This window comes from Diaphorobacter sp. HDW4B (assembly GCF_011305535.1).
GTDB lineage: Bacteria > Pseudomonadota > Gammaproteobacteria > Burkholderiales > Burkholderiaceae_C > Diaphorobacter_A.
Genome location: NZ_CP049905.1, coordinates 5,332,151 through 5,346,142 on the forward strand (window position 1 = coordinate 5,332,151; position 13,992 = coordinate 5,346,142).

Genomic DNA, 13,992 nt, shown 5'->3' on the forward strand with positions numbered 1-13,992 from the left:
CAATGTCTGCAGTAGGCTGAATGCGGTCGCTCAACTTTTGCTCACGAATGACCGCTGATGAACACAGCAGTCATTGCGGGGCGCTTTGACTGAAGCAGCGGCCTGGGCCTAAGAACCTGTTCACGATCTTTTGAGAATCAGGATGTTGATGGCCAAAATGCTGCCGCGCACCTTGCCTGTGATGCTGAGCGGTGAGGATATTTCCCGTCTGCTGGCGGCGACCCGCAACATCAAGCATCAGGTGGCGCTGACTGCCACCAGAATGCTCTGGCCGATCGGATCAACAGAATTCTGAAAGTCGAGTTGTTTCTGCACAGACCCATCGATCTAGACCAGGCCAAGTGCATGGTTTAGGAGTCGATACAGATACACAACAGCCGCCAGAGGCTGCATACATCGCTGAAAATGCAAACGCCCGATATTGTACGTCGGGTATCTATTGCCGAACTGGCCTGTTCACCTAAATAGTTGAGTGCATGTCAGAGCAGCGAGAATCGCTCGCCTGCATGCACATCACCCGCTCTCAGTTCAAACGTATCCGTCACCTGCTGCCCAAGCCTCGCGGCAGCAAGTTGATCAGCCACTACAGGTTCCTTAATGCTTTGGCCTACATGGCCAGCAACGGGTGCAAATGGCGAGCCTTGCCACGCAGATTCGGGCCCTGGCACACCGTGTACATGCGGCTGTATCGCTGGGCCCATAGCGGCGTACTTGCCGAAGTTCTTAACCATCTGCAGCAACAGGCACTTAGCCAGTGGGCTGTTCAAGCGTTGAGCCTGGACTCCACCATCGTCAAAGTTCACCCTGATGGCTGCGGGGCTCAGAAAAAAACGGACCACAAGCCATAGGCAAGAGTCGAGGTGGATGGAGCTGCAAGATTCACATGGTCGCAGCCAGTTGCAAGGATGCATTGATCTGGAGTTTGACGCCCGGACAAGCCGGGGACAGCCCGGAAGGCCGCAAACTCGTCGAGGCGATTGACGCGCAAGATTCAGCTGTGTATTTGCTCATGGATAGCGCCTATGACAGCGATGACTTGCGTGCAGCAGCTGAGGATCGAAACCTTATCCCGGTTGTCCCTGCGCATCCACGACGCAAGAATCCCTCGCCACTAGATAAGCAAAAATATCGCCAACGCAATGAAGTTGAACGGTTATTTCGGCGGATCAAGGCCTATCGGCGAGTTTTTACCCGCTACGACAAGTTGGATGCAATGTATGCCGCGTTTGTCTCGCTGGCTTTGATCTTTGAGCTGCTTCGGTAACGTGAACAGGCCCTAGCCCGGGACGTTCAACCGTTCAGGGTGTCAACGTAATACTGGGCGGGTCATCTCTCACGCGGCACTACATTGACATCACCTGTCGCGGGATGTCCAGCGCTGCCTCACAACGACAGCGAGCAGTAGCAGCGTGCCGAGCATAAGCAGCATTTTGCTCGAATTCACGGGAACCGGCGTCACATCTACGGGCGAATCGATGTCATCGCTATCCGTCGACGTGCATGCTATTGTCGTGCAGGCTCCACCCGTCACACTCGCCGAATTTACCGCCTTGGTTCCTACGCTGCCCACCACCTTAGCCGTCACTTTATAGCTGACGCTGCCGCCCGCTCTAACCGTAATCCCAGTACAGCTTAGCGCCTGGCAGGTGCCCACAACCGAGCCTGCCGTAAACGGTCCGGCTTCAACGCTCACCTTGTCTAGGCCGCTCACAATGGTGTCCGTCCAACTCAGATCCGTAGCATCCGTCCCACCATTGTTCGTGATCGTCACGATATACGTGGTGGTCGTGGCGGCGACTACCTTACTCACTCCGTTGGTCTTGGTCACCTCCAGCGCGGCCTTGGTAAGCACATCTGTACTAGTGCTTGCACAGTGAGCATCACCAGCACAGTTTCCCGGCATGGGCGGATTGCCTCCGTTGTACGGGTCACCACCACCGCCCACTGAAGCGCTGTTGGTCACGCTGGGCACCGCTGCTGCTGCAATCGCCACCGGAACGTTGATGCTCGCGGAGCCACTTGCAGCAATCGCGGTCGGGTTTGTGCAGGTTAGCAACGGGCCTGATGCCACGCAACTCCATCCGTTGTACATGCCGCTGGCGACGATCACTCCCCCCGGCATGTAGTCACTGACAGTGATAGTACCAGTTGTAGCTGCGGTACCGCTGTTGCTCACCGTCAGCACGTACCGTGCACCAGTCTGTTCCACCACCCATGGGCCATTGCTGGTCTTGGCAAGGACCAGGTTAGGGACTCCCGGCAACGACTCGCAGTTGGCGGCCGTCGAACCATTGCCAATGCCGACAGCGTTGTAGGCTCCATAGCCCGGCGCGCCGGTACAACTCATGGCTGTCACATCTACGTTGGTCGTGAACGTGATCGCCACCGTATAGGTATGGGTCGATCCACTATTGATCGACGTATTGGCGACACTGATCTGATTGCCCGCGCCATTCGACGGTTTTGCCGCCAGCGTTGGATTGACAGTCCCGTTGGCAGAAACCACCGTCCAACTGTCCAGCGAGACACCGGCCGGATAGCCAGGCGTGTCAATCAGCGTGTAAGCCCCCGGAGCGCCACCGTCGTTTACAACCGTCACGGCATAGGTGGCAGTGTATTGGCTGGGTGTGCCAGTGGCAAAAAAGGTTGGCTTGCCCTTGGTCACAGCCATCGCAGCAGGCAGGTTCACGACCGTGTCCTTGCCAGCGCAGTGGCCCGGCAACGCCGAATCCAGAGCCGTGCAAGCGCTACCCGGTGTTGGCGGAATGCCACCATTGAACGGATCGCCACCACCCGCCACCGAAGCGTTGTTCTTCACTACTCCACCCGTGCCGCTCGTGATCGCCGATGCGCTCACTGTCACCGGCAGATTGATCGCAACCGTGCCATTCGCCGCAAGACTAGTGCTGCTAGTGCATGTTACCGTCTGTCCACTAACCGTGCACGTCCAATTGCCGCTCGTCGTGTCCATGGCCGAGATCCCCGCAGGCAGCGTGTCCACCACCGTGATCGCCCCCACCGTCGCCACCGCAGCGCTCACGTTCTTCACAGTCAGTGTGTAGGCAGCGCCTGCCTGACCTACTACCCACGCTCCGTTGTCCGCCTTCGCCAATTGCAGGCTCGGTGCGTCGACGTTGGTCGTGATTGTCGAGGTACAGTCAGCCGTGTTGGTAGGGCACACTGGATCGCCGCCGCCCAGCACTGTCGCTGTGTTGCTCACGCTTGAGGATGAGACTACCGCCTTCGGCGTCACCGGGATGTTGAAGTTCACCGAGCCGCCCACGATTGCGCCCTGCGGAGCAGCCAGCACTTGCGTGCTCGTACAGGTCACCTGCTGGCCCTGCGCCGTACAGCCTGCTGGCATCGTGCCCAGCGTCAGCGACGCAGGAATTACGTCCACCACTGTGATCGTCCCATTTGTGGGTGCCGTTCCCACGTTCGTCACCTGCAAGGTGTAGTGGCCGAGCACCCCCACCGAGAACGTCGGCGTGTCCGTTGACTTCTGCATCTTCAGGTGCGGTGCATTTACTACCGTGCTCGTGCTCGGGGCGCAGCGCGCTGGCAGGCTCGCCGCTGCCGTGCTGTCTCCGCACAGCGGATCGCCTCCGCCCGTCGCCGTCGCTTGGTTCTTGACGGTCTGCCCGTCCACACTCATCTGCGGCGTCACCAGGATAATGATGTTCACCGTCGCTCCCTTGGGCAGGCTGTCCACCGTGCAGGCCACCGACTGACTGCCCGCCGGTGTCACCACGCAGTTCTGCGCCGCTAAGTTGCTCTCGTCGATTTGTAGCCCTGCCGGCACCGTGTCAGCCACCGTCACCGCTGCCGTCGTGTCCGCCGTACCGCTGTTCTTGAGCACCAGTTGATAATTCGCCTGCTGGCCCACCGTGAACGCCGCCACTGAGGCTGCCTTGGTGAGCGTCAGTTGCGCTGCCGTCACCGGGTTGTCCGTCATGCCCGTGCAGTGAGTGCCTGCTGGGCAGGTGCTGTCACCCGTGTCAGAGTTAACTTGCGCCTTGTTCGTCAGCGACTGGCCGTTTACATGCGCCTGCGGCGTGACTGGGATCGTGAAGACCACCGAGCTGCCGCTGGGCTTGCCTGCTGGCACGTTGCACGTCACCGTCTGCCCGCTTGCTGTGCAACCGCTGTTCGTCAGGTCGCCAATCAAGAGGCCTGTCGGGATCAAGTCCGTGATCGTGCCTGCCAGCGTCGCCGCTTGGCCGTTGTTCGTCGCTGTGATCGTGTAGATCGCCTGCTGGCCCACCACGAAGCTGCCGTTTAGCAGCTTCGTCACGTCTAGCTGAGGACGGTCCACGTTCGTTTGGATCGTGACCTCGCACGGTGCCTGTGTAGTGCACGTCGTATCACCGCCGCTTACCTTCGCTGTGTTCTCCGCCGGTGTGGCGGTCCCATTTGCAATGCTCACCATTGCATTGATCACCTGCGCTGCCGAGCCCGGCAGCAGCACAGCATTGCTCGTGCAACTGACGCTGGAGTTACCGCTGCCGATCATGCATGTCCAGTCTGTGCCGCCCACGCTCGTTACCGTGATGCCCGCAGGCATAGTGTCAGTCACCGTGATTGTGCCGCTTGTACTGTTCGTGCCTGTGTTCGTCACCTGGATCGAGTACACACCCATTTGGCCCACCGCGAAACTCGTCGGCGTTGCTTGCTTGGAGATACTCAGCGCTGGCGCACCGCTATTCTGGTTGGTCACAATAGATGTCTTCGAGCAAGGCGCCGCTATGCAGGTCATACCAACAGGCAATGTCGCCGTCGCGCTGTTGGTGATGTTGCCTGTTGCACTCAGCTTGGCCGTACCTGCGATCGTGATCGTCACCGATTTGCCATTGGGCAGGCTCACGCCGGTCAGACTCACGCTGTTGCTCGTACCCGTGGATGTGCCACCGCAGCTTGCGCTGGCGTCGCTCGGCACGCAGTTCCAACTGCTCACCATCACATCACTTGGCACCGCATCGCTTACAGTTGCCCCGCTCACGTCGCTCGGGCCATTGTTGGTCACCACGATCGTGTAGTTCAATGTCTGGCCCGGCACGTAGCTCGTGCCTTGCGCCGAGGTCTTGGTGATGCTCAGATCCGCCTTCTGTACCACAGTGACAGGAGGCGTCGACGAATCACACGCTTCACCTTGAGTTCCGGCCGTACAGTTAGGATCGCCGCCGCCGCTCAGGTTGGCCGTATTGGTAGCGCCACCGCCCACTGCAGTCGCACTGACATTGATCGGAATCCTGACGGTATAAGTACCATTGGCCAGATTAGCTCCTAGCTGGCAACTTGCACCCAGGCTGGAGCCGCTACTGGCACAGCCGCTCAGTGTTGCAGCACCTGAGATAGTAGGTAAATCTGCAAGAGTAATACCGGTAGGCAACGTGTCGGCAAGGGCGACTGGCGCAGTCGTTGGTCCGTTGGCTACGGTTACTGAGATGTCATAGAACTGGCCGGCTGCGCCAACCACAAAGGGGTTCGCAGAAGCAGTCTTTGCGCTGCTCAGCCTGGGGTAGATCGGTGTATTGGTGAAGGTACAAGTGATGTTGTCCCCTACCTGCGGAGTCACGGATACAGTGGTCCCCGTGCCTGAAGCAGGAACAGAAGTGCCACCCACTGTGGTGTTCACACATGCGTAGCTGCTGGAATAGCGTGCGGCACTCGTTGCGCCTGCAGGGTCATCGCGCAACACATAGCTGGCACCCGCCGTTGCCGCATATGCGGGCGTCTGAATCGTACCACCGGAACCGCTTCCAGTGGTGGTAGCGCTTGGTCCGTCATTGCTGATAGACACCGTAAACTGATCGGAGCTGACGACTTGGCCAAGCAATCTCTTGGCAACGGTCAACCTCGGTGCCTTGAAGACCGTAAGAACGGCGTTGGCCGGCGAGACGTTTGAAGCGCCTTCCGTTGAAGCTAATGCCTGAGCTCCAATGGTATTGGTATAGCTTGCCGCAGAGGAGGAAGTCACCTGGACTTCGAAATAGCAACTGTCCCCTGCTGCCAATTGGCCATTGGCCAATGAGACGGCTGTCGCACCGGAGCCGATCGCGGTACTGCCGCCACAGGTATTGGTGCCCGTTGTCGTCGCCGTCACATTAGAGGGAAGGCTATCCGTCACCGCTAGCCCGGTCAGTGCGGACGCCGAGCCCGCATTGCTGATCGTGACACGCAGCGTACTGCTTCCGCCTTCAGGAATACTCGCAGGAGCGAAAGATTTGCTCAGCGCGGCGTTAGGGGCGGCAATAATCTGGGTGCTCCAGTTGGCACAGCTGGAATTCGAAGGACATGTTGCCCCAGGAGTGCCTGGGGAGCTGGATCCGTTACGGCTTGTCGCCACGTAGTTGACGGCATTGCCCGAGCTGACTGCAACAGCAGTCAACGTGAATGAGCCGGTGCCACCATTCGCGGCAAGCGATGAGTTCAAGGTACAGCTCAGGAGCGCGCCGGGATTGCTTGGTTGCGACGGAGTGCAAGTTGCTCCACTAACGGCCACGACTTTCACATTCGCTGGCAACTGCTCGGCAACTACCACAGGGCTTACTACCGAATTTCGGTTGTTCACCAGGGAGACTGTGTAATTAAAGGGTTGACCAGCGGGACTTGACGTCGGGCCTGTCTTGGAAATCCGAACCGAATTGTCGCGAACCACGTTGGAAAACGTACTGGTGTTGTTAGCGGGATTCGAGTCGTTGACGGTAAGGGTGGCTGTATTGCTGAGGCTTGTGGTCCCGGAGCTTGGGACCACGGTGACTGTGTAAGTCAGATAGGACCCTGAACCATCGGCAGGTGGTGTATTCGCATTTCCCGCGGTGGTATTGAGAGGCAAGCTCCCTGTCTTGAACGAATATGCGTTGCCGACGCTTGATACTCCACTCGCAGCACAGGTAGCGCTTCCAGTTGCGGTACAAGTGGCACTTGTCACACTGACGCTGCTGGGCAAGGTGTCAGCGACGGTGATGCCGCTTGCGGGATTAGGTCCGTAGTTCCAGACCTTGATGCTGTACTGAAATGAAGTCGAGCTATCCGCCACAAAGCTCGGCGGTCCTGACTTGGACACACCAATGTCGGAGTTAACGATTGCGCAATCCGTATATGACGCTGGATCGCTAGGGTCCCTCAGATTGACATCAGGAATGAAGGCCTCGGCTCCGTTCGGTGGTATCCAGTGCAAGCGCAAATGATTAATACCACCTTGATTGTTCCAGTAGAGGCGCATGGCATAGCAAGCGCCATCCTGCGCCACGTTGAAAGATCCTGGAACAGCGGCGAAATCACTGTCGTTGCGGGTGTAAGCCGACAAACTTCCAACAGGGACGTTGTAGTCAAAACCCCGATAATTCGCCGAATTGGCTGCCGAATAGTTTGTGGAAAACTGCAACTTGACTTCGTCGTCATGCGCCATTGTGAAGCTGTAGCTGCCTTGGATAGGAAACTTGACGAGGGCATAAACAACCCGACCCTGCAACTGGCTCAGACATGCCTGAGAATTGGGCGCACTACTGGTGTTGCATAGCGCCCCACTGGAGGCACCCCAGTCGACGTTCGCAGCGCTGCCAGAAGATGCAATTGTCGAATTGCCAGCTGCCGAAATGTCTACCAGATTTTGCAGGGCGGCAATACTAGAGGTCTGGTTTAGGTAGTTGGGGCTAACCGGTGTACCTGTGATGCTCAGCCTGCCTCTATAGTTATCAAACAGGACCACTGCTGTCGCAGCCTGTGCAGCGCACGCCAGCGAGACCAAGACGATCAGTCTACGGAAAAAATAAGCCGTTCCGGAAGGACTCAAGAAGAAGACATGACGCAGCGGCGTCAATCCTTGGTGTCGCATAGAGAGCTCACTTTGTATATATCCCGCTTTCAGCAGAGGTCCGCAATAGCTGAGGAATAGTTTTGAAAGAGGTTCTGTTTGGACGCCTTAGTAAGAAAAGGATCAATATGCGAGCGCAAGGTTGATCCATCTGACCGCCTTGCATTCGAATCACAAATTGCAACTCAAAAATAGATCCGAACAACCACCCCTGTAAAGTTATAGTCTACATCAATGACAGTGCAGTTGTTTGAGTTCGATACAATTTAACAATTGGGTTGCGGTATTGTTAACAAAAGCGGTATACGCCTTCCAGTTTGTGGTGCGGTAACGCTTGCGCCTCCTGCTCGATTCACTCAACTCGCGAGCCTTCCGCACTGCATAGCTGGAGTTGTGCAACAACGCCAAAAGTAGTCGCCCCCTGCAAAACTCCATCCCCCGATTTGTGCCATCAAACTATTCAAAACCTCAGGGATTTGGATCAATCCTCCAGTCCATGGCTACAGTCGACTTCTTCCGCGCCCGCCTCGATTAAATGATCGACCTGTCCCATCTCCTGGCAGTGCTGGCCCGGCGCATGCCCTAGGAGCAACTCGAAGCTACGCTGGACCGCACTTTGCGCGTAACCCTCGTGCGTGCAGGGCGGCTGACGAGCTCAATCTGTTCGACCCCTGCTTGCAGCTTACTGGTGCCGGTGTCAGCGCTGCGGGACGCCCGCGTTTGCCCATCCGGTTGATGGCGGCACACACAAGAAGTCGAACTGACATCACTGCCACTGACCTGCTCTGAGTTTTCGAGACAGCAGTTTTGGAGGACGCAGGATTGCAGGTCTTGGCGCGGACTCAGCTCGAATTCCACCGAGGTCGATGACCGCTTAGTCGCAAGTAGCGTGACTTCGCTCGCCAGTGGCCGAAGGCAGCAATCGCTGCAGAAGAGACATTGTCTCAAGCATGACTGACATGAGACTAGATGGACCAGCCCAAGTCAACACAATAGTTTCTGACCGCTCCGCCTTTAGCCCTACAAACCCCGAACTACCTCGACAAACAGAACATACCAGCTTGTGCGAAGCAAAGAAAAAGGCTCTGTCCTCATTAAGTATTGAACTCCATTGAATCGCCCCAGCCTAACGATACGTGTCGGACTGTCGGGGGACTTCAATGGACTCACGCACCTTCAACCGTTTGCTCTCGGGGCTGCAACACCTGACGCCCAAGCAACGCACGGAGCCGGGCGGCGCCCTGCGGCCGCTTGATCAGTCAGAGCAGACTCAGCAAATCATCCAGATCCAGGCGCAACGCTGCCAACAATGTCCGCATTGCGCTGACACGCACTTGTACCGTCACGGCCAAGCGCATGGTCTTCAGCGTTACCGGCGCGCTGGCTGTCGCAAGAGTTCAATGCTTTGACGGGCACGCCGCTGGCACACCTGCGACTAAAGTCTCGGTGGCTGGCCTATTTGCAGTGCATGCTCAAGTCTCAGTCCATCAGACATGCGGCACGCGCCGCTGGCGTGCATCGCAACACCAGCTTTCGTTGGCGTCACCGCTTTCTGCAATGGGCCAAGAACGATCGTCCTGAGCGCCTCAGCGGAATTACCGAAGTCGATGAGACGTACCTGCTAGAGTCGAACAAGGGAGCTCGCCAGTTGATGCGAACTGCCCGCAAGCGCGGAGGTTCGGCGAGCAAACGAGGACTCTCCAAGGAGCTGGTGTGCGTGTTGGTCGCACGCGATCGCATGGGACAGACGCTGGACTTTGTGACCGGCAACGGCGCAGTGAGCAAGGCTCAACTGCGTGAGCATCTTCAGCCAGTGCTGTATGACGATGCTCTACTGGTGAGCAATGCCAACGCCACGTATCGCTACTTCGCGGCAGAAGCAGGAATCACGCATGAGTGCGTGAATCTGTCCGCAGGCATTCGCGTCAAAGGGGCGTTTCATGTGCAGAACGTCAACGCGTATCACAGCCGCCTGCGCCAATGGCTTGGCAGGTTTCACGGTGTAGTTACCCGCTATTTGCCCAACTACCTGGGCTGGCGCCGTGCTCTGGATACACAGCGTCTGAGAACCCCGCAGGCATTGCTGCTCGCGGCTATTGGCGTTTTTCCACACTCAACGGGGACATAGCCAAGAAAAAAGGCTGCAAACTTAAGTCTGCAGCCTTTGCTCTTTGTGGTACTTTAAGTGGTACAAAAATCAAAACAACTCGTAAATCATTGATTTTTAAGACATCTTGGCGGAGAGGGCGGGATTCGAACCCGCGGTGGGGATTAGCCCACACACGCTTTCCAGGCGTGCGACTTAAACCGCTCATCCACCTCTCCGGAAGCCCTCAATTATAGGTTAGAAAATTGAGTTTTTTTGGAAGTTTGTGCTTTTCAGCAAAAATCTTTTCAAAAACAGAGATCGCCCGTGATCGCAAGATCGCTCTTGCAGATGCAACGATTGATCGCGGCAAGCTCATATTGTATGCCATGGTTGCTATCAAATTTCTGGTTTGGCGACTTTTTCGGCATTCTTCTTCCTCGAATCGGAAAGTGCCCACCGCAGCGAAAAGTCCGCGCAAAACAAAAAACCTCTTGAACCAAAGATTCAAGAGGTTTTCAATATTGGTGGGTGATACATGGATCGAACATGTGACCCCTGCCGTGTGAAGGCAGTGCTCTACCGCTGAGCTAATCACCCGTTGACTCAACAAGGAGCCAAGCCTTAGATTATAGCAGCAGATATAGCCTCGGATTGCCAACTGAAAAATTTTCGCCCGATGCACGAAGCTTGGCCTCGTCCATCGGTTCGTGAGCAGGCTCGCACGCGGTCAGAAGTTGGGTGACTCCACTCCGCCATCCACCGAAAGGATCTTGCCCGTGATCCAGCTCGCCGCAGGGGACACCAAAAACAGCGCCGTTGCCGCAATGTCCTCCGGCTGACCCATGCGGCCCATCGGAGTGCTCTTGATCATTCGCTCCTTGCGCTCAGCCGTGAGAAATGGTGCGAGTGCATCCGTCATGATGGTTCCAGGTTCGATGGCGTTGATGCGCACCGTCGGACCATAGTCCTGCGCCAAATTGCGGGTGAGCTGATTGAGCGCCGCCTTGGCCGCCCCATAGGCACTGAAGTATTTCTGTGCATATCTCGCAGCCACGGACGAGATGTTGACTACAGAACCACCACCGGCAGCCTCCATGGCCTGGGCGGCTTTCTGGATCAGGCTGTAGGCGGGCACCACGTTGAAGGCGAGCATGTCACCCACGTTCTTGCCATCGACCTTGCGCGGATCGTTGGGCCCGCCGCCGCCCACGTTGTTCACCAGAATGCTGAGCTTGCCCAACTCACCCACCGTACGCCGAATGAGCGTGTCCAAGTCCTCCTCCTTGTTCACATCGCCGGTCACTGCAATGGCGCGTTGCCCCATGGCCTCGATTGCGGCTTTCACATCGGCGAGATCAGCCTCTGTGCGAGCGAAAAGTGCCACATCGGCACCAGCCTGAGCGAGCATCAATGCACAAGCGCGACCAATGCCCTTGCCTGCGCCCGTCACCACGGCAACCTGGCCGTTCAGCGCAAATTGGCGAAACACGTCCTTCACTTCTTGTCTCCTTGGTATGGTTGGGCAGTCATGTTCTACCGCAGGAGCGGCGCAAGCATCTTTCAAACGGACCATACGCAGGCGAAAAAAAAGCGCCGACCAGCAGCGCTTTGAAAAGGAGCTTCCACCCCTCACGGAATCCAGCCGCCCACCGCGGCCGGAGTTCACTGAACAATCAGAGAAAAATCACATATAGAGCATCACCAGATCGTTGATGACGGCAGGCCTGTCGTCCTGCCCCACCACGTGGATGTTGATTTCCATGGTGACCTGCGTGCCGCTCTTGACCTGTTCCACCGACTTCACCCGCGAGCGCGAGCGGATCTTGCAGCCGCTGGGCACGGGGGCCGGGAAGCGCAGGCGGTCCGATCCGTAGTTGACGATGTTGGTGAAGTCGACCACTTCGAAATCGAGCGGAATGCGCAGTTGGCTGGCCAACACTTGGACCAGCGAGCCGTGGGCAATCGTGGTGCCGAACGGGCTCTTGACCTTGGCTTTTTCAGGGTCGGTATGGATCCAGTAGTCGTCGCCCGAGAGCTTGGCGAAGTCGTTGATGACCTCCTGCGAGACGAGGAATTCATTCGACCACGGGCTGTATTCCGTACTGACCAAGGACTTCATCGCGTCCAGATCCTTGGCGGAGATCTTGCGCTTTGGCGCTTCTGGTGCAGCGGCAGCATCGGCGACAGCAACGACGGCTTCGGCCACGCCTTCTGCCGGGATCACCGATGGGTGTGCGCTGCCTGTTGGAGCAAAGCGCAGTAACGTGACCGAGCCAGGACGATCATCGAACACGGCGCGCACGGGCATGCCGACGCTCAGTTGTTCGGGCTCGGCGCCGACGATGGTGGTGTTGATGTGCACGCCTTCATCGAGTTCCACGACGGCCAGTAGTTGCGGCATTTCGTCGGTGAATTCGGGCATGGTGGCGATGCGCGCCACAGTAAAGGTGTAGAGCGTGCCGTTGCCCGAGACGGGCTTCCATTCGAGATGGCGCGAACCGCAGGTGGGGCAATGGGTGCGCGGGAAGAACAGCCAGTGGCCCTTGTCGCATTGCTGCACGCGCAGCTCATGCGCCTTGAGTCCATCCCAGTACGGCGCGGAAATGGCCGTGGGCAGCGGAAGAGGTTTGTTCCATGCCATGTTGTTCACGCTCCCTGCAGGATCAGTGCGCCCTGCTCGCTCATCACACCACCCGTTCCCGAGACATATGCCAGATCGTTGCGGCCCAGTTGGCGCGCGCCGGCGCGGCCCTGGATTTGCTGGATGGCTTCGATCACCTGCGTCATGCCGCCCGCGCTGCCGGATTGGCCAAAGCTCAGTTGGCCGCCGTGGGTGTTCATCGGGAAGTTGCCCTTGAAGGTGAAGTCGTGCTCACGCAGAAATTCAAGGCCCTTGCCCTTTTCGCAGAAGCCTGCGTCTTCGAGCGTGAGCATCACGGTGATGGTGTAGCAGTCATAGATCTGCGCCATGTGCACATCGGACGGGCGCATGCCGGCCATCTGGAAGGCGCGCTGCGATGCGGGGCCGATGGGCGTCTTGAGCATGTCGGCCGCATAGGTGGGCGACTTGCTGCTGACATGTTCGCCAGCACCGACGATCTTCACGGGACGGTGCTTGCAGCTCTTGGCGCGGTCGGCGCGGGTGACGATCATCGCGCCGCCACCGGCTGCGGGCAGCACGATTTCGAGCACGCGCAGCGGCTCGGCCACCATGCGGGAGTTGAGCACGTCGTCCACCGTGATGGGCTTGCCGTAGAACATGGCATCGGGGTTGTGGCAGGCGTTGAAGCGCTGGTCCACGCAGATGCGCGCCAAGGCCGCGGGATCGTAGCCGTAGATCGAACCATAACGCTGCGCGATCATCGCGTAGCCGGTGTTCTGCGCCATGTGGCCGTAGGGCAGATCGAGTTCCGCCTCGGGAGCACCATAGCGCGTGCTGTGGCCGCCGAAGCGGCTGGACTTCATCACTTCAGCCACGTGGTCGTCATGCTCCGAATAGGGTGCCATGCGCGCCGGGATCACGCAGACCACGGTGTCGCACATGCCCATTTCGATGGCCGCCGCCGCGCGCCAGACCATGCCGACTGAGCTCGCACCGCCGAGGTCGATCACTTCGGCAAAGTTCAGCTTCACGCCCAGATACTCGCCCACCATGGCGGGCACGAAGCTGCTGGCTTCGTGAAAGTACGCACCCGTGGTGATCAGGCCATCCACCTCGGACAACTCCATACCTGCATCGTCGAGCGCCTTGAGCGTCAGGTCCGATATCTGCTCCAGATGGAACATCTGCGGGGCCGTCGCGTATTTCTCAGGCTTGTATTGCGCAGCTCCGACGAGCGCCGCCTTTCCTTGCAAACCCATAAGTAACCCTTTTCACCTTTTCAATTTGGTGCATCCATTGTGGGAAAGCTCGCGCGTCCGACCATCGTCTGACAAGACTAAGGCCGACACCCGGTTTTCCCGCATAGGGCACCCCCGTACAAACCCGTGGATGCGTGCTCTGACGTCCATTCGGACGATGTTGCAAGAGCCTCTTGGCGACAAATTCACCATGAACGCGAGCCTCATGCAGGACCGCGCCCATAAG

The 13,992-nt window shown here is 58.0% G+C and carries 7 protein-coding genes, 2 tRNA genes and 2 pseudogenes; 5 read left to right on the forward strand and 6 right to left on the reverse strand.

What is annotated here, in order from left to right; translation table 11 throughout:
* Positions 1 to 142 precede the first annotated feature (142 nt).
* The 3 genes from G7048_RS24325 (at position 143) to G7048_RS28595 (ending at position 1,264) form a co-directional block, all read left to right on the forward strand.
* On the forward strand, positions 143 to 295 hold the full coding sequence (locus tag G7048_RS24325; protein ID WP_166066191.1) for a hypothetical protein: 153 nt from the start codon (positions 143 to 145) through the stop codon (positions 293 to 295).
* A 181-nt stretch (positions 296 to 476) separates the two neighbouring features.
* On the forward strand, positions 477 to 848 hold the full coding sequence (locus tag G7048_RS28590) for a transposase (protein WP_240933075.1): 372 nt from the start codon (positions 477 to 479) through the stop codon (positions 846 to 848).
* A gap of 35 nt (positions 849 to 883) precedes the next feature.
* On the forward strand, positions 884 to 1,264 hold the full coding sequence (locus G7048_RS28595) for a transposase (protein WP_240933074.1): 381 nt from the start codon (positions 884 to 886) through the stop codon (positions 1,262 to 1,264).
* Between the two features lie 90 nt (positions 1,265 to 1,354).
* On the opposite strand, the gene G7048_RS24335 is transcribed toward G7048_RS28595, so the two are convergent.
* Positions 1,355 to 7,837 (reverse strand): DUF11 domain-containing protein, encoded by a 6,483-nt coding sequence (locus G7048_RS24335; RefSeq protein WP_166070605.1) that lies wholly within the window; start codon positions 7,835 to 7,837, stop codon positions 1,355 to 1,357.
* 514 nt (positions 7,838 to 8,351) lie between these two features.
* Between G7048_RS24335 and G7048_RS28600 the strand changes: the two are divergent.
* Positions 8,352 to 8,560, forward strand: a pseudogene (locus G7048_RS28600) (IS5/IS1182 family transposase); the annotation flags it as partial.
* A gap of 416 nt (positions 8,561 to 8,976) precedes the next feature.
* Positions 8,977 to 9,944 (forward strand): annotated as a pseudogene (locus tag G7048_RS24340) (IS1595 family transposase).
* A gap of 107 nt (positions 9,945 to 10,051) precedes the next feature.
* Here the strand turns inward: G7048_RS24340 and G7048_RS24345 are convergent.
* The 5 genes from G7048_RS24345 to G7048_RS24365 form a co-directional block, all read right to left on the reverse strand.
* Positions 10,052 to 10,141 (reverse strand) — tRNA-Ser (locus G7048_RS24345).
* Between the two features lie 286 nt (positions 10,142 to 10,427).
* Positions 10,428 to 10,502: transfer RNA gene (locus G7048_RS24350), tRNA-Val, on the reverse strand.
* A 130-nt stretch (positions 10,503 to 10,632) separates the two neighbouring features.
* On the reverse strand, positions 10,633 to 11,403 hold the full coding sequence (locus G7048_RS24355; protein ID WP_166070606.1) for an SDR family NAD(P)-dependent oxidoreductase: 771 nt from the start codon (positions 11,401 to 11,403) through the stop codon (positions 10,633 to 10,635).
* Between the two features lie 186 nt (positions 11,404 to 11,589).
* Positions 11,590 to 12,546, reverse strand: a complete 957-nt coding sequence (locus G7048_RS24360) for an OB-fold domain-containing protein (RefSeq protein WP_166070607.1) — start codon at positions 12,544 to 12,546, stop codon at positions 11,590 to 11,592.
* Positions 12,547 to 12,551: 5 nt separating this feature from the next.
* The gene (locus G7048_RS24365; RefSeq protein WP_166070608.1) at positions 12,552 to 13,766 is read right to left on the reverse strand and encodes a thiolase family protein; all 1,215 of its coding nucleotides are present in this window, start codon (positions 13,764 to 13,766) and stop codon (positions 12,552 to 12,554) included.
* Positions 13,767 to 13,992 lie beyond the last annotated feature (226 nt).